Origin of the sequence: Mesorhizobium denitrificans (assembly GCF_003403035.1) — a bacterium.
Lineage (GTDB): Bacteria > Pseudomonadota > Alphaproteobacteria > Rhizobiales > Rhizobiaceae > Mesorhizobium_G > Mesorhizobium_G denitrificans.
This window is the reverse complement of the sequence record NZ_QURN01000017.1, coordinates 64,291-86,039: the sequence shown is the minus strand read 5'-3', so window position 1 is coordinate 86,039 and position 21,749 is coordinate 64,291. Positions and strand designations below refer to the sequence as shown.

Genomic DNA, 21,749 nt, shown 5'->3' with positions numbered 1-21,749 from the left:
GATGATCGCGCCGGTCGCCGTCCGGGCGGCGAAGATGCCGGAATCCAGCGTCGACAGGTTCATGCCCGAGCCGGTGACCTCGATGCCGCGCACGGTAACCTTCTCCGCCTCGATGGTGACGACGCTGCCCTCGCCGTTGCCGACGATGCTGGCCCCGTCCTCGCCGTCGAGCGTCACCGGCTTGTCGATGATCAAAGGCCCGTCGTGCCGGCCCGGCTTGAGGCGTATCCTGTCGCCCGGAGCCGCCGCTTTAAGAACGGCCGAGAGCGTCGGCCCGTCGGAGGGTGTGACGATCCATTCCGCGGCCAGCGCAGCCGAAGGTATGGCGGCCAGAAGGGCCGCCATCCAGAGTTTTGCCAGTCGGTACCACATCAGGCCGATTTAGGCTCCACCAGCATGCGGCCCTTCATTTCCATGTGCATGGCATGGCAGAACCACGAGCAATAATACCAGTAGACGCCAGGCCGGTCGGCCTTGAAAGTCACCGAGGCGGTAGCCTGCGGCGCGACCTCCATGTTGATGCCGTAGTTGACGATGCAGAAGCCGTGGGTCAGATCCTCCACCTCGTCGATATTGGTCACATAGACGGTGACTTCGTCGCCCTGCTTGACCGTGAAGGACTCGAGCCCGAAGGCCGGCGCCGCCGAGGTCATGTAGACGCGCACCTTGTTGCCGTCGCGGATGATCTCCGAGTCGATGAGCAGGTCGATATTGTCCTTCTTGGCCTGTTCCACGGCATCGGCGAAGAAGACATCATCACGGCTCCAGACGCTGACCGGATTGATCTTCGAGGCATGCACGATCGTCGCGTCATGCGGCTCGGCGAAGGTCGGGTTGTCATGGACAAGCACCATCTGGTCGCCGGAAATGTCGATCAACTGGTCGCATTCGGGCTTCAGCGGGCCGACATTGAGGAACCGATCCTTCGAGAACTTGTTCAGCGAGATCAGCCACTTGCCGTCGGCCTCCTTGGTCTGGCCCATGGAGGTATGGTTGTGGCCAGGCTGGTAGTGGACGTCGAGCTTCTGGCGGATCGGATCGACCTTCTCACCGGCAAAGGCGCGCTTGGCGTCCTCGATGTTCCATTTGCAGATCTGGCTATCGATGAACAGGGTGGTATAGGCGTTGCCCTTGTTGTCATAAGCCGTGTGCAACGGACCGAGGCCGAGTTCCGGCTCGGCGACCACCACATCGCGCGGCTTGATCTTGTCGTCGAAGAGATCGTCGAACTTGCGCACGTCGAACACTGTGACGGTCGGGGACAGCTTGCCGGCGGCGACCACGTGGATGCCGTCGGGGGCGGTGTTCATGCCGTGCGGGCCGTTGGAAACCGGGACATAGCGGGTGTAGGCGGAACCCGCACGCCCGTCGATCACCGGCACGCCGTTCATTTCCTTGTAATCGCCCTTGGCGACGGCTTCCTCGATCCGCTTGATATTAAAGATGACGACCCAGTCCTGCTCCTTCGACATCATCTCTTCGAGCGTGACGCCCTTCTCGGAATTGTAGCAGGTCGCAAAGCAGTATTTGCCCTGGTAGTCGGCATCGACATTGTCGAGGTTGCCATCGACGATCACCTGCCATGCAACCGTCATGGTCTCGCCGTCAACCGCGGAAAAGATCGAGAAATATTCGGCGGGCTTGTCGAGGATCTTGCCGTCGTTCGGCAGCGGCACGCCGTCCTCGCCGTTGCAGAACACATAGCCGGTCTTGGGGTATTTCTGCACGCGCAGGCCATGAACGGTGTGCTGGTTCGGCAGTTCGATGATCTTGTCGCATTTCATGACGTCGAGGCGGATGCGGCAAACGCGGGTATTGGACTTGTCGTTGGCATAGAGATAGCGGCCGTCATAGGTGCCGTCGGTGAAGGACAAATGCGGGTGGTGCAGGTCGCCGTTGTGGTAGACGCCGCCCTTGTCCTTGAGATACTCGACCGTTTCGGGACGCAGCCCTTCGGTCATCACCTTCAGGCTTTCGTTGGTCTGGCCCCAGCCGGTGGCGCTGCATCGGTTGAACACCGGAATGCGCATGAATTCGCGCATCGACGGCAGGCCGACGATGCGGACTTCGCCGCTCTGGCCGCTGGAGAAGAACGTGTAATATTCGTCCAGTTCGCCCGGCTTGACCTCGTAGGACAATCCTCCCTCGGTGGCGGCCTTTGCCGGCGTAGCGCCTCCGGCAAAGGTCAGCGCGCCACCGGCGGTGGCGGCGCCTGCCGCCGCGACGGCAGCGGTTGACCCCAGAAGCTGGCGTCTGTTCAGGCTCGGTTGCGTATCTTCGTTGGACATGGTGTCTTCCCTTGCTGCTGGTATTGCTGGCGTGGGCAGGCTGCCCGGCGCCGAATTCAGGTTTTCTTTATGGCCTCGCCATTATGGGTGACGACGGTTCTGGGCGGGCTTTCACCGCGCGATGCCGGCGTCGACAGAGCCATGAACTTTTCCCGTTTCAGGCGGACCTGGATCATGTGCGGGCAGCGATGATCATCGTGATAGAGTTCCTGGCAATGCATGCAGTAGATACACTCGTTGACATTGATCTGGCCTTCCGGATGAATGGACTGCACAGGACATTCTTTGGCACAACGCTGGCATGGCGTGCCGCATTCTGGCCAGCGCTTCAGCCATTCGAACATGCGGATCCGGCCGGGAATGGCCAGCGCCGCACCGAGCGGGCAGAGATAGCGGCAGTAGAAACGTTCGATGAACAGGCCGGCGGCCAGAAGCGTCAAGGCGAAGATGACGAAGGGCCACTCGCGGGCGAACTTCAGAATGATTGCCGTCTTGAACGGCTCCACTTCCGCGAGGATTTCGGCATAGGCCATCGAATAGAAGGACAGTCCGAAGAGCCCGAGGAAAATGATGTACTTGATCGGCCAGAGGCGCTCGTGCAGGCCCCATGGCACCTTCACCTGCGGAATCTTCAGCTTTACGGCAACCTTGTTGAGCAGTTCCTGGAGCGCGCCGAACGGGCAGAGCCAGCCGCAGAAGGGGCCACGTCCCCAGAACAGCAGGCCGGCGGCAACCGCGGCCCAGAGAATGAAGATCAGCGGCGCCGCCAGGAAGAATTCCCACCGGAAGGACGTAACGAGCGAATTGATGAATGTCAGGACATTGACCACGGAAAGCTGGGCATTGGCGTACCAGCCGAGCCAGACCAGCGTGAAGACGAGATAGCTGGTACGGACCCAGGCAAACAGTTTCGGACGCTTCACCAGCCAGTCCTGGAAAAAGAAGATCCCGGTGAGCACGAGAAGGGCGGCCACGGTGATGGCCATCGTCACGCGGTTCATGTCCCAGATGCTGACCCATAGCGGCGGCGCGTCGGGCAGTGGTTCGGTCCGGGTCGCCGCCGCCGGCTCTTCGGCAGAAGCGTCCGTCCTGGCCGCAGCAACGGGCGTCTCCACCCGGGTGACTGTGTAGTAGGAAGAAGGAAGCGTATAGCCGAGATTGAAGGCGATGGCGGCCTTGTCGCGCGCCACGGTGCTGCGCTGCGCGAGCAATTGCAGTTCGAAGGGTTCGGTCACATCGAACTGGAAATCGGTAGGTACGACGAAAAGGGCGATCTCACGCAGGCGAGGGGCGCCGTCCGTTGAGAAGGCCGAAATCCTGGTATGATTGCGATCCCTGAAGCGAAGGCCCTGGCCGTTCTGCAGCAATTCGATGCGGTCGAAAATGCCACCCCGGACATAGCCAGAGCCCTTGAACGAATAGGCGCCGTCGCCCGCGACGAGGAGAGCTGACTGGCCCGGCTTCAACCGGGACTGGAGCCGCTGATAGCCTACTTCGCCCAGCAGCGTCTTGCCGATGACCGGCACGCTGACAGGGGCGATGTAAAGATCGATGAATCTGTCCCCGGGCTGTGGTGTTTCCGGCTTCTTCGCCGCCTCGGCGTGGCCGGCATCCGCGAAGGCTTGCGAGACTTCGCCGACCGTCAGGCGCAGGCTGCGGATCGACCCGTCGCCGAGCAGCGTCTGCCAGTCGCTTGCTTCCGTTTTCGAAAGATCGAGCGTCCTCTTCTCGGTTACCGCCACCGTAGCGACGACGCCTTCGCCGCTTAACCGGTTGCTGCGAATCAGCGCCACCGCCGAGCGCACGACGCTGTCGCTCATCACCAGGATGGTCACGGTGGCGCCGCTGACGATGTCCACCTGCGGCGGGCGCTCCTGACCGGCGGCGACGCGGCCCATATCCTTGCCGATGATCGAGTTCAGGCCGGCGACGACATCCTTCTCGGGAATGCCGATCAGCACGATCGGCTCCTTGTGGTCGACGAGCTTGATGCCGCGAATAATGCCCGATCGCTCGATACCAACGACGATATGGATGGGCTTGCCGGAATAGCCGATGGAACTGGTGAAATCGGAGTTCAGATAGGCATAGCCGAGAAGTTCGTCTCCCCGGTAGACAGGCGCGATGGGGGGATCGCCCTCGACTTCGCCAAAGCGGTCGGCACCTTCAAACAGTTCGGACGGCTGGACCTTTTCGAGGAATGTTGGCAACTGACCGTCAGCCATAGCCGGCGAAGCGATTGTCACCGAGAGGCAGATGGCCGCTAGCCAAAGAATGCTCAACAGCCAGGCTGGACGTTTCCAGGTAAATTCCATTTCGATGCGTCTCTCTTCTGGTAAGTCACTGGCCACTCCAAGGATCAGTTTAGGCAATCGTTCATTGAAATCAAACACCCATGTTCAAACTATTGTAGACTGTTATTCGGCACGTAATGGCAGATCGTGTCCCTGGAGGTGGTGTAGCAGGGTAGCGGCGGTCACCAGTGTTTTTCCGGTAGGGTCGGGTTGTTGAAGACCAACCTGATGGAAAGATCACCGATGACCGACGACATGATGAACCTGCGCTCACTCGTTGAGAAGAGTGCCGACGCCGATTTGCTGCGCGAGATGATCGGCTTTGCTGCCGAGAAGCTGATGGCGCTGGAGGTCGGCACGAAGACCGGCGCGGGCTACGGCGAGAAGAATGAGTTCCGACTTGCCCAACGTAACGGCTATCGCGACCGGGATTGGGAGACACGTGCTGGCACCGTCGAGCTGCGCATTCCGAAGCTTCGCACAGGCAGCTATTTCCCGAGTTTCCTTGAGCCGCGCCGGATGGCTGAGAAGGCTCTGACGGCGGTGATCCAGGAAGCCTATATCCAGGGCGTTTCGACTCGCTCCGTCGACGACCTGGTCAAGGCCATGGGCATGTCGGGCATCTCCAAGAGCCAGGTGTCTCGGTTGTGCGAAGAGATCGACGACAAGGTGAAGGCCTTCCTCGACAGACCCATCGAAGGGGAATGGCCCTATCTGTGGATCGATGCCACCTACCTCAAGGTTCGTCGCGGCGGCCGCATCGTCTCCGTTGCCGTCATCATCGCCGTGGGTGTGAACACCGACGGTCGACGCGAGGTGCTTGGGATGGAGATCGGCACATCCGAGGCTGAGCCAATCTGGACAGAATTCCTGCGCAAGCTGACCAGGCGAGGCCTGCGCGGAGTGAAGCTCGCGGTCTCCGATGCCCATGAAGGGATCAAGGCCGCTGTCTCCAAGGTTCTATCGGCTACCTGGCAGAGGTGCAAGGGTTCACTTCATGAGAAATGCGCTGGCCCATGCCGGAAAGAGCGGCCGACGAGTGGTCTCCGCCTTCATCGCCACGGCCTTCGCCCAGGATACGCCGGAGACCGCAAGCACTCAGTGGCGCAACGTCGCCGACCAGATCAGGCAGAAAGTGCCGAAGCTCGCCCAACTCATGGACACCGCTGAAGAAGACGTGCTCGCCTATATGAACTTTCCCAGGCAGCACTGGACCAAGCTTCACAGCACCAATCCCATCGAGCGCCTCAATGGCGAGATCAAGCGGTGCACCGAGGTCGTCGGCATCTTCCCCAACGATGGCGCCATCGTCCGCCTCGTCGGCGCACTGCTGCTTGAACAGAACGACGAATGGGCCGTCCAGCGGTCCCGATACATGACCCTTGAGACCATCGCCACAATGAGCGATGATCCGCTCATCAGCCTGCCAGCGGCAAGCTGACACGTTCCCGGCTCTGTCCGGAAGGCACGGCGAGCGCCGAAGCTACACCACGCTGCGGGACACGATCTAATGGTCTAATGGCACGATCGAGGAGAAAATTATGGTTAAAAGCGAGAGCGATTCATGGGAGGTCGCGTCGATGAATGAACTGCTGGCGCTTGCCAGGTCGATGGAACAGGAGGCGATCGATGGATATATCGCGCTGGCGAAGCGCATGCAGGAGATAGGCCAACCTGATCTCGCCGGCGTCTTCGAGGCTCTTGTCACAGAGGAGGAGGGCCATCTGGGTAAGGTGGACGAATGGCAGACGGCGATTGGTCAACCGAAATCCGCCATGTTGCATCCGCCGGAAGTGCTGTTTGACGACGAGGGAGCGGGCATCGTTGCGCCTGAACTACTGAGTGCGTATCGCGCCTTCTCAATGGCGGTGCGCAACGAAGAGCGCGCCTTTGTCTTCTGGACTTATGTCGCCGCACACGCGAATTCTGCAGAGATCGGCAAAGCCGCCGAGCGGATGGCGCACGAGGAACTGGGTCACGTCGCAAAGCTGCGCAGCGAACGCAGGCGTGCCTTTCATGTCGAACGCCGCACCTCCACGGACATCGTCAAAACGGATCTGGTATTGCTAGAGATGCGGCTCGCCAATCACCTCATAACGCTGGCGGCGGCTGAAAAAACGGCCGATTCAAGCAGACTACAGGCGCTGGCGGAACAAGCACGAACAAGAGCCGAAGAACTTGTCCAGAACCCGTTCTCGTCCGCGCCGCTTCTCGAAGCTTTGCCTGATACGGCCGTAGAACAGGCTTTGCCGCTCTGCGAACTGCTGACCGACTGCTACATCGATCTTGGCCAGACCGCGCCCGACGAAATCCAGCGCGACCGTGCCCAACGGTCTGCTGCGGAAATGATCCATTGTCTAAGGGGTGTCCGTAGTTGGCAAGCGCGTTGAAAACGATATCGCTTGCGATACGCCGCTGATCCGCACATTGCAAAGAGCGGATGGTTTAAAGAATGAGACAATCATCGGGGGCAGCGCCTGAAAAGTAGATTCTTCTGAAGGCGATCAAATCGGCATTCGGTAACCGTAGAATTCATGGTCCTCGTTGTAACCGCCCGCTGACACGGCCAGCTTCCGAATTCCAGCTTACCTGATCGCCGATCTCGAACTTTCTCGCCATTTCTGTTCCTCTTGTGGCCTCCACCATGCGCCGAAAGCCTGATTTAAGACAGCGCTCAGTGCAAACAGCGCTTTTGATCTGCGATGAAAACGCCTAGCTTCTGGATTGGTGCTGTTCGGGCGGTGGAGCATTCCATTCATGGAGGTTGATACGAATACCTTCTTCACCATCGGTCACTCCACAAGAACGATTGCCGAATTCGTCGATCTGCTCCGAGAGTCCCGCGTTGATTTCGTCGTTGATGTGAGAATAATGCCGCGTTCGCGCACTAATCCGCAGTTCAACGGCGATTGCCTCCCCGCAACGTTGGCGCCTTGGCAAATTGGCTATCAACATATTGCGACACTTGGCGGGCTTCGAGGTAAGACGCGGAATTTGGAGCAGTCGCCGAACGGGTTTTGGCGCGTACGCAGCTTCCGTAACTATGCAGACTATGCGTTGAGTGCGCCGTTTGCCGACGGACTTGCCCAACTCAGGGCGCTAGGAAACAAACACCGCTGCGCAATCATGTGTGCAGAGGCTGTATGGTGGCGCTGTCATCGGCGGATCATCACGGACTACCTGATCAGCCAAGGCGAAAGCGTGATGCACATCCTGGGGTCATCGCAAGTCAATGAGGCCAGCATGACGCCTGCAGCTGTCATGAATGGGGAAGGTTTAATTTATCCAGCCGAAAGTGATATACGAGAATAGTGTAGTGATTTCGCCTCGAATATTAGCTTTAACCCGCTGGCCTGGGTGTCCGGTTACCAGCATCTTGGCCCAGAATTGTGATCGAGGAATACATCCATTCCACGACCACGATGGCTGCTGCGTTCGTGGGTGCGTCCGCTTTATCGTGGCTAAATATTGTCTGTTCACAGCATTGCTTTCAACACCTTACTCACACTTGTGATAGGCTATGGCTGTGGGTCCGTGGGGTTGCATTTTGGATGGGACAGGTGATGTTTGTTGAGAGTTTGTTACCGGAAGCGCGTGAACGGCTTGTCACTATCGCTGATGATGCGCATCTAATCGAGGCTGCGCGGCTTCTTGGGTCAGGAACCGATATTTTGCTCGTTTGTAGCGCCACTGGCATCCTGCGAGGCGTTATCACCAAGACCGATGTCGTCGCTCAGATCAGCCAGTGCCAGGGGGCAGGTTGCCTGGCATCGTCGTCCATTGAGAGCACCAAATTGTGTGGGGTGTTGGTAGCCGGCGAGCCGAAAGCTGGGTAGGCTCATTCTGCTGAAGCTACCGAAGCCTGATTATGCCACCAGCATCCTCCCTGTTGCCGCCCTCGAGATCCGTTCTCCGGCTCAAAGTCCGCTTGCTTGGTCTGAGCCCGATGGTCTGGCGGCGCGTGCTGGTTCCGGAGAGCTATTCATTGCGGGAACTGCACGGCGTGATTCAGGTGGCCATGGGCTGGAAGAGTCTGCACCTGTTTGAGTTCGGGATACGCGCGGTTCGATACGGTTCGACGGATATTTGCCCCGAACCGCCCGACAAGACGCTCGAAAGCTTTGCATTCCGCAGGAACGCCAGGTTCGCCTACGTCTATGACATGGGCGACTGGTGGGAGCACGAGATACGTGTCGAAGACCGGGAAGCGGCCAAGGAACGCGGGCGGTATCCGACCTGCATCGGCGGCGCGGGCGCCTGTCCACCGGAGGATTGCGGCGGGCCCGACAGGTATCTCGATCGGCGTGACGACGCCTTTGGCCTCGACACGATGGATGATCTCGTGACCATGGCGGAGTTTGTTGAGCAGGTTGTTCTTAATGGCGACCGCGCCATGCTCGATGACGAGGACGCGCGCCAGGCAGTCGAGCGCGCGATCAACCGGTCGCGCGCTCGCGAGCCGTTTCTCGACTGCCGTTTTTCGCGGCGGGATGTCAACAAGAGCTTTCACCAGGATGAGCACCGGCAGCTGATGTATCAATGGTTCATATGAATGATCGCCGCCCAGCAACTGTCGGCATGGCCCGGTTTCCCTCGCCACGCATTCTATGAAACCCGATGGAAGGCATGCAATGAAGATTGAAATCAAGCTGCGGATCGCCGCGACGGACGACGGCTTTTGCGAGGAAGAGATTTTGAGCCTCGACAAACCACATGATCGGCTTGAGGCAATCGGATTGTCGCTCGCCGAGGCCAAGGGTGTGCTTGGCCGCCTGCAGGAACACATCATTGCGGCGCAAGCCGCAACCCTTGCGGCCGAACGCCGGTGTTGTGCGCAGTGTGGTCGCGCCCAGCCGAGCAAGGGCCGCGCGGTGATCCGCTTCCGAACGCCATTCGGCGACGTGCCGATTTCCAGCCCGCGGCTTCACCGCTGTGCTTGCGATGCAGGCAAGAGCAAAACCTTCAGCCCGCTGACGGAGTTCTTTTCCGAGCACGTCGCACCCGAACTGCTCTACCTCGAAACTAAATGGGCTTCCTTGGTCTCCTTCGGCGTCACCGTCGATCTTCTGAAGGACGTGCTCCCCGTCGGTTCTACGCTGAACGCCGAAACGGTCCGCAATCACCTGCACCGCACGGCCGCCCGTGCCGAAGCGGAGCTCGGCGAGGAGCGCCCCTCCTTTGTCGAAGGCTTTCCACCGATGTGGGCGAAATTGCCCATCCCCGAAGGCCCGATCGTCGTCGGCATCGACGGCGGCTATGTCCGCGCCCGGGACGGCACGCAGAGCCATTTCGAGGTCATGGTCGGCAAATCAATTCCGGAAGATCGGGACAACCGGTATTTCGGCCTGGTCCAGAGCCATGACGACAAGCCTCGCCGCCGCTTGCATGAGGTCCTGCTCGAACAAGGCCTTCAGATGAACCAGGACATCACCTTCCTCACCGACGGCGGCGACAGCGTGCGCAACATGGCGGTGGCGATGTCTCCATGCGCCGAGCACGTTCTCGACTGGTTTCATATCACCATGCGGCTGACCGTTCTCGGCCAATACGCCAAGGGGCTGGCGCATCACAATCCGAGGGAAGCCGAAGACGCCGCGCGCGAACTGAAGCGCATAAAGGGCTATCTGTGGAACGGCAACCACCGGCGGGCGCTGCCCTGCATCGAGTGGCTTGTCGACGATCTCGATGTGGTCGAAACCGATTATCCCAGCATGAAGGCCTTCCGAAAGGCAGCGGATGAGTTCAATACCTACATCGCCAACAATGCAGGCATGATCCCGAACTACGCCGAGCGGCGGCGCTATGGCGAACGGGTTTCGACGGGGTTTGTCGAGTCGACCGTCAACGTCGTCGTCGGCAAGCGCTTCTCAAAGCGCCAGCAGATGCGGTGGTCGAAGGAAGGGGCGCATCTCTTGCTTCAGACCCGCACGCGGGTGCTCGATGGCACGCTGCGTGGAAAGTTCGAGCAGTGGTATCCCGGTCTCTCAGGCAATAAGTCCGCTTCTCAGCTGGAAACCGCGATGGCCGCCTGACACCCCACAGATTTTGGTGCTCTCCATAATGTAGTTTCACAGTGGGGCGTCCGCGCACAGGAGTAATTCCGTAGCGGTGAGTTATCCACTCGGGCCTCTGCGTCCGTTCACACCAGTAGCATGCACGGCGAGTGCTATGCTAAGTTACAACCAGCGAATATTCATTAGCGAGAGGTGAAGATATCCGCTAAACGGTATAGTCGCCACGGCATTTTCTTTTACTGCAGCGGTCGATGTCGCAAATTGCACAAGTCAAATACGCTTCCGCTGACGAATTCTATAGGCACGTTAATACCCAACATCCACTAGCGTAACGGCATTCTGAGGCGTCCAATGGTTGAACAGTTTCCACCGGCATGGCATTTTCGACCCAAGCCAGAATGGCAAGATTATAATGGGCACATGGGAGATTATGCTTTCGGGATAGCTTTCACTGAAGCGCTTGACGAATTCCTGTTTGCGGTTGGCTTTGACAGAGAATACTTCCCTCGTACTGGAGATGCAATTTTTACACTTGAAACGCACTTAACTTTTTTAAGGGAGATTAGAACTGACGAAGATCTGACAATCGTGACCACATTGGTAGACGTTGACGACAAGCGGATACATGTTTTCCAGTACTTGAAAAACATTGATGGCGCTGAAATGGCAACATATGAGGCCATGCTCATTCACGTCAGGCGATCAGAATCCAGCAAAGCAGTCCCAACCGCGATGCCGGCCGAAATCAACCAGAAATTGGCAGGTGTCTTGAAACAGGCTCGTCGATTGCCGCGGCCAAAACAGCTTGGCGCATCAATCGGGTTTCAGCGCCACAATAAACGTGACTCATGAGTTCTGCCTAGGTTCTAAATAGCTATCGACAACCTCCGAAAATTCTCGCTCTTTCAGAAATGCTGCTCTCGCTAGTTACAGAGTGGGATTCGAACCTATCGTAGAGATCGATCCCGAATGTCGACCTGCTGCACGGGTGATAGGAACGCTAAGCTTCGGTCTTAGGTTGGTCCAACGTTTCGCTGTGCTCTTCTTGATCGTGCCTGTCTCTTATTGAAGGTGTTACGCACTAGGGGTGCGTACTGTTTGTTTTGAACTCTTACGGTAACCGTCCCGTGAGAGCCGCGGTCAGGCTGCTTTCGCCGTGACGGTGGGTCGGTGCCAGTGGCGAAGATGAGTTCACTCCTAAGACCACAATGGGAATGAGATTTCGTTTTGCCTCATCGCACCGTAGCGCAACGTGCTTGCCTCGCCCAACCGCGTGTAAATGGACATCCAGGAGGTCGTGTACAAAGGCGAAAAGTATGGTGCGTCACCTTCGATCCCCATGGGTAGGCGCATTCTATGGCCGGTGCACGCCTAGCAGGTCGGATTGTCCCGCCGAAGACTCTTCGTCTTTTCCATCCTGCACACGAGTTCCGCGATGTTTCGGGAATGGCAGTGGAGCTGACTGAGGCAACGAGCATTATCAAAGACGAACGAATGCCATCACCGTCAGCTGTGACCGAGGTGATCCTGACAGACTAGACTAGGCCGAAAGGCGTGGGAGCGCTTGATGAATTTCGCAGATAAGATCTATACACATCCTCCAGATTCACAGCTCAATCCTCATCTAAATCAAATGAAATCGGAATGCCCGACGGTTGTAGCGGACATTCGATGATAGAAATGCCTGAACTCTCAATGTCTCAGATTGAAATAAACACGTTTGAAATTGGCCGCCCCCTCATTACGAATGTCAAAATAATAAGGGTTCCTTCTCCGGGGCCTTGGAATGATCTCGGTCGTCGTGCATGCGTCGCCGACGCGTTGGGATCCGGCATTGTCTCGGTAGCTGTTGCTGCCAAGACGATCATTGCGATTGTAGAGGCTGGAGCAGGCAGCTTGAACCGGTTTGGCGCAGGCTGGGGTCCCGCGCGTGCTGCCGCCATGGTCGCTCGCGCGATTGATGGTGGTGGGAGTCGTTCCGGCAGGACAGTCTTCAAATTCGGCATAGCCCGGCTTGTGGGTTCCAGCTTCGGGACAAGAGGGCCAATAGCCGGGATGAACCTTTCGAATAGCAAGAAGTTTCAGAACGGGTGGCACGCAATAGGAGACGCCCTGCCATGATGGGTTCTGCGAAGCGACACAAAGCAGAATCTTGCAGCCGAACGAAGCATCCTGAGCTCTGGTACCCGTGGGCGTGAGGGCGACGATACTCCCTGCAATTGCAAGAAGCATATGCCGGAAGGGCTTCATGGGTTCTCTCCTTTCCTCATCAATTCTGTGACGCCCAAACGCCGTCGATTTTGACAAAGTGCAGCACCTTGGGCAGAACGAGGTCGTGCTTGTCTGTGATCGTGAGGGAGCAGACAGCACCTGGAGCGACCGCGTCCTTCTGGCCCTGATCGGTGGCAACTTTTTTCACGCCACCGAAGAATATGAGCTTGCGGATTGCAGCGAGCGCTTCTCGATCGGATGGTACTTCGAGTCTGGTAGCCGCTTCGTATTCGTCGACCTTCTTTTGCAGTGTTGCAATCTGCTCGGTGAGGTCCGCATGCTTGCCGGCATAGATTGAGTTTGTATAGGCGTAGCCGCCAGCGCCGCCCACCACCAATGAAACAAATCCCGTGAGGCTTAGAGTGACCGTTTGGTTCATGTGAGAAAGCCCGTCATTGATAGTCGGTGATGCCCAGGCGGCGCAGAACCTTGCCAGGGTCGGTCTCGCAATCGTCCTTCCACTCCGGATGTTTAGTGCACGCGTACGCGTATTGGCTGAGATCGGCGCTGGAGAGATTTGCGAGCTCGTTGCCCTTGTCCATCCATTTCTGGACATCGTCGGGCGTACACCCCATGCCGCCAGCGCCACACTGACCTGGGTCGAGGTCGGTGGGTTGAGAGGGCTGTTGCGAAGTCTGTGACCCCGCCGGCGAAACCATGGTCAGGCCGCCGCCAGCGATCAGGAGCGTGAAGAGTAGGTTTCTCATGTTAGCCTCGCGGAGAATTGTTGGGTGGCACTGGAGCGGTCGGAGGAAGGGGGAGGCCGGGATCTGGCGCTTCCTTTGAAGTCGAGCTCGCTTCGGGAATGTTCGGCTGGTCTGGTTTATAGTTCCAAGGCGGGGAAAGCTTCGGATCTGACCACACGCCAAAACCCAGGCCTCTCGCGCGACGTTCGATATCGAAGTAAGCCGGGACCTGCGGCTCGGCGGGAAAATTGAACGCATATCCGATGCCTTCGGTGATCGCCATCGCAGCCAGATTGGTATTTTCGACAAAGCAATGTGCGAGAATGGTGCCGTTCGCGTCGGTCGTCACGGACGCACAATTCACGTCATGTTTCAGGGTCCGAAGGATCAACCAGGCGCGGGCGACCTGACCGGCGGGCCATCCGACATCATCAGTCATGGCAACCTGATCGAGCCGAGGCGCAAGATAGCCTGCAAAACGTACGATTTTCCTGGACTTGATGAATTCAATAGTCGAACCGTCGAGCACCTGCACGCGTCCATAGATTTGCTTCGGCAGCGTGTTATCAGCCGAGGTCTGCGCGCTTGCCGGCCATAGGGCGCCAAGCGTGATGACGATCGCGGTGCTGCTGAGAAGTTTCATTGCTCACCGGCTACATTTTTTGGCGGTTGCTGTTTACCCTGTCCGAGAAGGATGGAGGCGGGGTGCGGAAGATCGGAATAGGCCCACAGCCCTTCCCGCGCTTCGCGTGCGCCTTGCTCGACAAGCCGGTAACCTGGAACGGCGAGCTCGCCGCTCGAGCTGACCGCGGCAAAGCCCCATCCCTGCGCGATCATGTAAGTCGCCAGATCGTAGCCGGTCTTGCCCGTCGTTGTTCGGCAAATGACAAGCAGATTGTTGGCGTCGATTTCCCGGATCGTCGTACAGACGGGTTTGCTGTCACGGATTATAGCCTGCGCCATGATCAGGTTCAGCTCACCGCAATCACGCTTTGCACCGGGTGCGATCGTTATCGACGTGCCACGCAAACAGGCCTGCAGGCCGTAAAGCCGGTAACGCTTGCCATCGGCGATCCAGCTATCAGCGGTTTCAAATTGCGCGGTCGACGGAAAGGGCACAAATTTGTTGGTGCCCCCCTGTACAGACGCTGCCGTGTCTCTGTCGCCTGGCACCTGCGCCTGGATAGCTAGTGGCCCTGGTTGGGCCGGCGTGTGAATCGGCGGCACGACGGCCGCATAGGCGTAGGCGAGAGAACCGGCGACGATGGCAACAAGCATGATTGTCGAAATCCGCATCAATTCATCTGGTTGTGCCGATACCGTTCCCCATAGGGGTGACGAAATGCGGCATTCGACCAAATACCGACGCGAGCCTTGGCCGCGCCGGCTTCGGCAGCGGCATATTCAGGATAAAGTGCTGTGCCGTTCGGTGCTCGGGCAGCGAACGCCAGCCCGCGACGAATGAGGTATTCAGACAGCGGTTGGGCACGATCGTCAGGGCCAATGAAGAAGCATTCGGCAAAGCGAATCGCAGGCTGACCACTGTTCGCACCAAGAAAATGGCAGGGAAATGCCCCACCCGCTGGCGCTGCTGCCGTTTGCAGGGCAGCATTCAGGCCAGCCATCGACAGCATGGTGCATGACGCCCGCATCTCGCCCAGTTGGAGTTGTTGCGTAGACAAGCAGCCCTGAACACCAACCAACCTGATGATGGTGTTTTGAGCATCGACAAATGCGTTGCCGGTCAACGCTGCTTCGGGAATGATGGTCTCGAGCTTCAGCCCTGTTGCCAGACTGGCCGAGTTCAGTGCCTGCTGCGGTCCGGGGACCAAGTCGCGCCCGCTCGCGTAGGCATTCTGGTAATATTCGACAAATTTGGCGGGGCCTGGCGCCGTTGCCTGTTGGGCAGCGACAGCAGCGGCCGAAGCCACGAGGACAGCGATAGAAACCGGTGCAATAGCATGCATTTTCAGCTCGGCCTTTTTAAACCGCCCATAAAATGCTATAGACGCAAATTATACGATAGTGCAAGTTTCAAGAGCGACAAGGCCACTTTTTGTGGTGCATAGCGCGGTCGAATTGTACGGAAGATGACGATGATCAGAACCATCAAGAAAACGGTGCAGGGGTTCTGGATGCTTGCCGGCCTTGTCATGCTTTTCGCCTGGATTGCCTTTGGTGGTTGGCTTCTTCTGTGGGTCGGGTCGTCCGCCGTTGGCGCGGCGTGGGCTCCTGCGGTCGGCTTGTGGGGCTACGATTTCTTTGCGCAGAACTTCTGGGTGAAACTTATCGCGATCCTGGCATTCTTGACGCTTATCGGCGCTATCTGCGGCGAAGCAAGGATCCGCCGCACCAAGCCGGATTCGAGCTTTGAAGCTAAGCGCAAGAACGAAAAAGAAGAGTGGCGTATGCAGGTTGAACAGTCTCTGATCTCACGCCGCAATCAAGCGGCATATCGCCGCTAAGTAGGACTTCGCCAAGTTCGTTGTCTGGCATCTAAAACCATGCCGCGCCGCATCGGCTGTTAACGTCAGACTGATAAACTTTGGTTGGCAACTTCAAAGCAGAATTGTCTGGATGCTCGGATTTGCGAAATGCGGTGTCAGTCAGTTCAGCAGCATCACGATGACCGTAGGGTCCATCGGAGCAAACGCCAGCAAAGCAGCATTGCCTCCGCTCGCGCCTCAGTGTCTTTTCGTCCCAAACGTTGACCTCAGTGGCTTGGGCGCGAGATGTGTGAGCGTGTCGCAGGCGAGGATCGCAAGCGCAGGGACACCGAGCACCAGCAACCGACCGGCGGTCACAAGCCACGGCAACCGGTCGCGATCCTACAAGGTGTGCCAGGATTATCCAACAAGTGACATGGGGCGAAAGACCCGGCGGCGACGATGAACCAGGACAAAGCAACCAAAAAGAAGCCAATTGCAGATGGCGGATCGGCTGCACGTCTATTCAGCGCCACAGCGCGACCAATGGGAAGAGGAGAAAGCGGCCGAGCACCACACCTCCTCCTTCCCGGCCCGAATCTGCAGGACGCAGCACGGCCGAAGGCCGCTGCTGCGTCAGGTTAGCGGCATTGGAATTGCGGCAATTGAGATTATACGATAGTAACATTAAGAAAACGCGCGAGACCGACGTTCGCTGATAGAAGGCGGAAGCGGAATCCTCCTGAGGGGAAGCCGACCATCAGGCCCAAACGGAAAGGACAAGCGGGGAGGTTCGTCGGTGAGGCCCTAGCCGAGCTGCGAATAAAGGCGAACTGGGATCGCGCCGGTCATCGCTGCCTGTACGTGATGGCGGTGGCGACTGTCGTGTCGAGGGGCGAATGGAAAGGGCAGCGGAAGCTTCGTTGCTCGAATTCGAAGCCATACGACTATCTGCATTGCGGGCTTGGGCGAACGGATTTGCCAGAGCCTCTGGGAGAATTGAATGAAGATTCCGGTCATTGTGGTGATGGCGTTGGGTATGGCTGTGGCAGGATGTGCGCTGCCGACCGAGCCGTTGAGCCATTCGGTATCATATCCATGGACAGGGCTGAAACTGACGCAATGCAAGGCGTATGGGACGTTTTCCGAATGCCAGCTGGTGCAAACGTCAGCATCGCACTATCAGCGATACCAACTCGGTCCGGTGCAGCAGCAGAACCGTCGCCTTCAGACATTGAGCAATGATTATCAATACCAAGTCACGAGTTGTTACGAGATCCAGCGCGTGAACAGACCGCTGCCGAACTACCTGTGCCGTATTGTTGGCTATCGGACCGGAGCGGACGCGGGATCGGTGTTCGTCAAAGGCGGCACGGCGGTCAACTTGGCCAAATATCTCGGTGACCAGGAGCAACTGCACTATCAGCGGAAGCGCGATCCATGGGAGCGAAAGGGCCTCTGATTTTCGCCTCGGCGCGGCCATTACGACTGAGAGCCAAGCGAAAATAATTATACGATAGTGATATTTTGACTTGACCGGGGCATATTGGATTATACTAGAGTGTAATCCACTGTCTAACGTTCAGGGTCAAATAATGCGGTTTTTGGCGAGGAAAGCGGCGCGTGCTTCCAGCATCCACGGCGGGAAGGTCGTTGCACTGTTGTGCGCGGTGATGCCTCTTCACGCTTTCGGCGGGGATCTGGACGCTCGATCATCAAGCGTGGTGACGCCACTGAGCGATCAGGCGTTTTCCGTTCGCGCCGGAGAAATGACAGCGGCACCGCACGCAGCAGCGAAAGCTGCCCCTGTACCGTCTCGATTGAAGGCCATTCGAGCAAGCGCTAATGTCTTTACCTATCGGGCCAAGCCTCTTCAGGTTGAGCCGCCGCATGGTCTGGCAGCTGAAAGTGTCGCGGATGCCACAGCTCTGATGCGGTCGTCAGAGACTAACAAGGCCGATGCAAAGGTGCGGCAAGACCTGCTCGCCGGCATGCCCGACGACGTGGCGGGGATGATCGTACAGGCGGCGCGAGAAGAGGGCGTCGATCCCAATTTGATGCTTTCGATCGCCAGGGCCGAGAACGGCGCTTTCGATGCCACGGCGGTCAGTGGAGCAGGGGCTGTCGGGATCATGCAGATGCTACCGGAAACGGGAGCGGCATATGGCGCGAGCGATTTGACCGATCCGGCGCAGAATGTGCGCGCATCGGCGAAATTCCTGAAAGTGCTGGTCGATAAGTACGCCAATCCGATGCTTGTGGCGGCAGCCTACAACGCCGGCGAACCGAAGGTGGATGTTCGCCGATCGCTGCCGCTGATCCGCGAAACGGCCAATTATGTCACACGCGTGGTGGGTCTCTATACCCACGCATATGCACCAGGCGACATCGAGACCGTTGGCCGGGTGCACCAAGAGTATCGCTCCAACGAGCAGCGGGGAGTGGTGCGCACAAAGGTCTCCAGCCCTGCACGATCGACGATGTTGGTGTTCTCCATAAGTAGCGCCGGTCCCAATACAACGGATGAGGCTGAACAGATACAGCCCTCCGACGGGCCTGTGAAGGTGAGAGAGGAAGGCAGCCGATGAACAGCATGAAGGCATTTTGCGGCCGGTTGGCGAACGCCGCCCGAGTGGGGTGGAATTCACCACGCGGCAAGCGTGTGATCGTCCATTCGACAATGGCAACGGTGAGCGCGGGGATCCTGCTCATGTCCGCGATCGAGCCGGCGGCGGCACAGAACCTGCAGGCCCTGCAGAATGCCGCCGACCGAATTGTCCAGTTCTTTATCGGACCGTTCGGACGCAGCATCGGCGCAATCGCCTTCATCGGCATGTTTCTGGCGGCGGCGTTTGGCTACTGGAGCTGGGGCGCGCTTCTGCGGGTCGGCGGTTCGCTTGCCGGCATGTTCGCGGCGGCCGAGCTTGTCGATTTTCTGGCAGGCGGGGCGCAGTAGGCGGCTTCATCGTCATGGCAAACAGAGACGAAGAAGAGATCGTGGACACCTATCCGGTTATCCTGGCGATGACGCGGCCGCCGACGGTGATGGGCATCCCGTACACCTTCTTTCTCGCGGAGTGCTTCACCTCGCTCATGCTGTTCCTGGCACTTGGGTCCATTCTCTGGTTCCCGGCCGCCTTTATCGCGCAGCATTCGGTCTTGTACGTCGTGAGCACGAAGATCGATCTGTGGTTCTTCGACATCCTGCAAAAGCACAGTGCATGCGGGGTCAATCCGCTCGGAAGGCGGATCGGCGGACGCATCAGGACCTACGGCAAATGACGACGGTTGCAAGCGCCCTGCGGTCGAATCTCAGTCGGGGATGGGACATCTTCGCCGACAGGGAGGTATCGACCCATGTGCCGTATTTCGCGCCGATCGAGAACGGGATCATCCGGCTCAAGAACGACTGTCTTGTCACGACGCTGCGGCTCAACGGATTCTCGTTTGAAACCGCCGATATCGACTACGTCAATCTGCTGCAACGGCAGCGCAACACGGCATTTCGGGCGATTTCGAATCTCGGCAGCTTCGCGCTGTACACGCATGTCGTCCGGCACAAGGTGAAGCCGTCGCTGCCCGGCACGTTTACCGATCCCTTCATGGCCCGCATGGACGAGGTCTATCAGGCAAGCATCTCGAAGAACGAGATGTTCGTGAACGATACCTATGTGTCCCTGGTCGTGCGACCGGTGTTCAGGAAGGGCTCGTTTCCAAGCCGCATCCTGGGTGTAGGCGGCTCCGTTGTCGCGCGGGAGCAATTGCGCCACATGCGTGACAAGCTGCTCGAGGCGACGCGGGCGTTGGAGAAGAGCCTCGACCCGTACGGTCCGCAGCTCTTGCGCGATGTGGAGCGCGTCGAGGTGACGATGCCGGATGGCCGGCGGATCTATCGCGACGTAAGCGACGACATGGTCCTTGAACCGGGTGCGCGCGTCGTCTGGTTTTCCGAACAGTGCGAATTTTTCTACACTCTGCTCAACGCCGGCAAGGTTCGGCCGATGCTTCTCAGCAACATGCCGATCGACGAGATGGTTCCGTCACGTCGAACCACATTCGGCAATCGCACGATTCACCTGGAAGGCGACACGCGGGGCGAGGACCGCTATGCCGCAATGATCTCGCTGAAGGAGTACCCGCCCGAAACGGGCGCCGGAATGCTCGACTATGTGCTCAAGCAGCACTTCGAGATGGTGGTCACGCAATCGTTGTCATTCGTTGACGATCAGGCCGCCCGCTACAAGATCGACCGCCTGGATCGGCAGCTCACCAAATCCGATGAAGGTGGATCGTCGATCCAGAGCGATCTTGATTTCGCGCGCGACCAGCTGGCGCGAAAGAACGTGGCTTTTGCCGAACATCATCTGACGGTGATGCCGATCGCCAGGAGCATGGATGCCCTGGACGAGGCGGTGGCGGTGATCGGTTCGGAGTTTGGCGCCCTGGGTGCCAGCTATGTGCGCGAGGATCTGAATTGCGAACCCTGCTATTGGGCGCAGCTGCCCGGCAACCAGGCCTACATCGCCAGACGGGCGACAATCTCGACTTTGAATTTTGCCGGCTTGTCCTCGTTCCACGCCTATCCCTATGGCAAGCCGGACGGCAACCATTGGGGGCCGGCGATCACGATTTTCGAGACGACGTCGGGAACGCCGTTCTTTTTCAACTTCCATCAGGGCGATGTCGGTCACACGACGGTGTTCGGTCCGACCGGCTCCGGTAAGACGGTGCTGATGTCGTTCCTGATCAATCAGGCCTATCGCGTCAATCCTGACCTGAAGGCAGTGGTTTTCGACAAGGACCGTGGTCTGGATATCATGGTGCGCGCCGCGGGCGGCACGTACATGACGCTGGAGCCGGGCGAGCCGTCTGGCTGGAATCCCTTGATGATGGAGAACACGGAGGAAAACCGCGTGTTTCTCTATCGGCTCATCAGCTTCATGCTAAAGCCGAACCGCGAGGGCGAAGCGCTCACTCCGCAGGAGGAGCAGATCATCCGCTCCGCGATCAAGCAGATCATGTCCTCGGGCGATGAGAAGTTCCGACGCATGTCGGCGCTGCGCTCGCTTCTTGCCGGATCGCAGCGGACCGAAACCGGCCTGATGGCACGGCTCGATAAGTGGGTCGAGGACGGGCCGTACGCCTGGCTGTTCGACAATGCCGAGGATCGTCTGGACATTTCCAGGCCGATGATCGGCTTCGACATGACTTCGATCCTGGAAGACCCGCAGGCGAGGACCGCCGCCCTTCTCTACATGTTCCATCGCCTCGACAAGATCTACGACGGCAAGACGCCAATCATCAATCTGATGGACGAAGCCTGGAAGCTTCTCGATGACGAGGAGTTCAGGCGCTCGATGAAGGACTATTTCAAGACCATCCGCAAGCGCAACGGGATGATCATTTTCGGCACGCAATCACCGGACGACGTCGTGCGGTCGAGCGTCTCGCGCACCATCATCGAGCAAACCTCGACGAACATCTTCTTTCCGTTCCCGAAGGCTGACGAAGACAGCCTCAAGAAGCCGTTCGGGCTGTCGGACGCCGAATTCGCCTGGGTCAAGGAGGGAGATCCGGCGGAGCGCTTCGTCCTCATCAAGCACGCCCGCGACAGTGTCGTGGCCCGTGTCGACATGGGCCACATGATGGATTTCGTGAAGGTGCTGTCCGGCCGTGAGGACACGGTGCGCCAGGTCGAAATGCTGCGCGACGAATATGGCGAGGACCCGCGCGACTGGCTGGATAAATTCTGCGACTGGAAGGGGTGAGA

The 21,749-nt window shown here is 58.4% G+C and carries 20 protein-coding genes and 1 pseudogene; 12 read left to right on the top strand and 9 right to left on the bottom strand.

Translation table 11 applies throughout. The annotated features are described in order from the left end of the window. The 3 genes from DY251_RS18840 to DY251_RS18830 all read right to left on the bottom strand — a co-directional run. Positions 1 to 345: right-handed parallel beta-helix repeat-containing protein (locus DY251_RS18840; RefSeq protein WP_425373319.1), on the bottom strand; the 345-nt coding region annotated here is incomplete at its 3' end. A gap of 26 nt (positions 346 to 371) precedes the next feature. After that, positions 372 to 2,288, bottom strand: coding sequence for a TAT-dependent nitrous-oxide reductase (nosZ, locus tag DY251_RS18835; RefSeq protein WP_116625456.1), 1,917 nt, complete (start codon positions 2,286 to 2,288; stop codon positions 372 to 374). Positions 2,289 to 2,344: 56 nt separating this feature from the next. Continuing rightward, positions 2,345 to 4,603, bottom strand: coding sequence for a NosR/NirI family protein (locus DY251_RS18830; RefSeq protein WP_050746876.1), 2,259 nt, complete (start codon positions 4,601 to 4,603; stop codon positions 2,345 to 2,347). A gap of 222 nt (positions 4,604 to 4,825) precedes the next feature. On the opposite strand from DY251_RS18830, the pseudogene DY251_RS18825 reads away from it, so the two are divergent. From DY251_RS18825 to DY251_RS18790, 6 genes and pseudogenes are all read left to right on the top strand, one after another. Then, positions 4,826 to 6,023 (top strand): annotated as a pseudogene (locus tag DY251_RS18825) (IS256 family transposase). A gap of 100 nt (positions 6,024 to 6,123) precedes the next feature. Then, positions 6,124 to 6,972 (top strand): ferritin-like domain-containing protein, encoded by an 849-nt coding sequence (locus DY251_RS18820; RefSeq protein ID WP_050746877.1) that lies wholly within the window; start codon positions 6,124 to 6,126, stop codon positions 6,970 to 6,972. 367 nt (positions 6,973 to 7,339) lie between these two features. Next, positions 7,340 to 7,894, top strand: a complete 555-nt coding sequence (locus tag DY251_RS18810) for a DUF488 domain-containing protein (RefSeq protein WP_116625455.1) — start codon at positions 7,340 to 7,342, stop codon at positions 7,892 to 7,894. A gap of 556 nt (positions 7,895 to 8,450) precedes the next feature. Beyond that, a complete protein-coding gene (locus DY251_RS18800) occupies positions 8,451 to 9,134 on the top strand; it encodes a plasmid pRiA4b ORF-3 family protein (protein WP_245416037.1) in 684 nt (227 codons plus the stop codon). 79 nt (positions 9,135 to 9,213) lie between these two features. Continuing rightward, entirely contained in the window at positions 9,214 to 10,614 is a 1,401-nt protein-coding gene (locus DY251_RS18795) for an ISKra4 family transposase (protein ID WP_116625464.1), read from the top strand. 333 nt (positions 10,615 to 10,947) lie between these two features. Continuing rightward, the gene (locus DY251_RS18790; protein ID WP_116625453.1) at positions 10,948 to 11,448 is read left to right on the top strand and encodes a thioesterase family protein; all 501 of its coding nucleotides are present in this window, start codon (positions 10,948 to 10,950) and stop codon (positions 11,446 to 11,448) included. An 840-nt stretch (positions 11,449 to 12,288) separates the two neighbouring features. Here the strand turns inward: DY251_RS18790 and DY251_RS21350 are convergent. Genes DY251_RS21350 through DY251_RS18755 form a run of 6 tightly spaced genes read right to left on the bottom strand, consistent with a single transcriptional unit; the run spans position 12,289 to position 15,520 of the window. After that, on the bottom strand, positions 12,289 to 12,846 hold the full coding sequence (locus DY251_RS21350; RefSeq protein WP_147307466.1) for a hypothetical protein: 558 nt from the start codon (positions 12,844 to 12,846) through the stop codon (positions 12,289 to 12,291). Between the two features lie 19 nt (positions 12,847 to 12,865). Further along, a complete protein-coding gene (locus tag DY251_RS18775; RefSeq protein WP_116625450.1) occupies positions 12,866 to 13,246 on the bottom strand; it encodes a hypothetical protein in 381 nt (126 codons plus the stop codon). Between the two features lie 13 nt (positions 13,247 to 13,259). Beyond that, entirely contained in the window at positions 13,260 to 13,574 is a 315-nt protein-coding gene (locus tag DY251_RS18770; RefSeq protein WP_116625449.1) for a hypothetical protein, read from the bottom strand. 1 nt (position 13,575) lies between these two features. Further along, entirely contained in the window at positions 13,576 to 14,196 is a 621-nt protein-coding gene (locus tag DY251_RS18765; RefSeq protein ID WP_116625448.1) for a thermonuclease family protein, read from the bottom strand. Beyond that, positions 14,193 to 14,831, bottom strand: coding sequence for a thermonuclease family protein (locus tag DY251_RS18760; RefSeq protein WP_245416036.1), 639 nt, complete (start codon positions 14,829 to 14,831; stop codon positions 14,193 to 14,195). The genes DY251_RS18765 and DY251_RS18760 overlap by 4 nt, the downstream gene beginning before the upstream one ends. A gap of 17 nt (positions 14,832 to 14,848) precedes the next feature. Continuing rightward, positions 14,849 to 15,520 carry a thermonuclease family protein gene (locus DY251_RS18755; RefSeq protein WP_116625446.1) on the bottom strand — a complete coding sequence of 224 codons (672 nt, stop codon included), beginning with the start codon at positions 15,518 to 15,520 and terminating at the stop codon, positions 14,849 to 14,851. A gap of 129 nt (positions 15,521 to 15,649) precedes the next feature. Here DY251_RS18755 and DY251_RS18750 point away from each other — a divergent pair, with 129 nt between their 5' ends. From DY251_RS18750 to DY251_RS18720, 6 genes are all read left to right on the top strand, one after another. Then, positions 15,650 to 16,018, top strand: coding sequence for a hypothetical protein (locus DY251_RS18750; protein WP_147307465.1), 369 nt, complete (start codon positions 15,650 to 15,652; stop codon positions 16,016 to 16,018). A 964-nt stretch (positions 16,019 to 16,982) separates the two neighbouring features. Further along, on the top strand, positions 16,983 to 17,441 hold the full coding sequence (locus tag DY251_RS18740; RefSeq protein ID WP_116625443.1) for a hypothetical protein: 459 nt from the start codon (positions 16,983 to 16,985) through the stop codon (positions 17,439 to 17,441). A gap of 211 nt (positions 17,442 to 17,652) precedes the next feature. After that, positions 17,653 to 18,567: a lytic transglycosylase domain-containing protein gene (locus DY251_RS18735; RefSeq protein WP_245416035.1), complete on the top strand. Its 915-nt coding sequence runs from the start codon at positions 17,653 to 17,655 to the stop codon at positions 18,565 to 18,567. Continuing rightward, positions 18,564 to 18,935: a TrbC/VirB2 family protein gene (locus DY251_RS18730; protein ID WP_116625441.1), complete on the top strand. Its 372-nt coding sequence runs from the start codon at positions 18,564 to 18,566 to the stop codon at positions 18,933 to 18,935. The genes DY251_RS18735 and DY251_RS18730 overlap by 4 nt, the downstream gene beginning before the upstream one ends. 14 nt (positions 18,936 to 18,949) lie before the next feature. Then, entirely contained in the window at positions 18,950 to 19,261 is a 312-nt protein-coding gene (locus DY251_RS18725; RefSeq protein WP_116625440.1) for a VirB3 family type IV secretion system protein, read from the top strand. Next, positions 19,258 to 21,747 (top strand): VirB4 family type IV secretion/conjugal transfer ATPase, encoded by a 2,490-nt coding sequence (locus tag DY251_RS18720; protein WP_116625439.1) that lies wholly within the window; start codon positions 19,258 to 19,260, stop codon positions 21,745 to 21,747. Before DY251_RS18725 ends, DY251_RS18720 begins: the two co-directional genes overlap by 4 nt. The last annotated feature ends 2 nt before the right edge of the window (positions 21,748 to 21,749 follow it).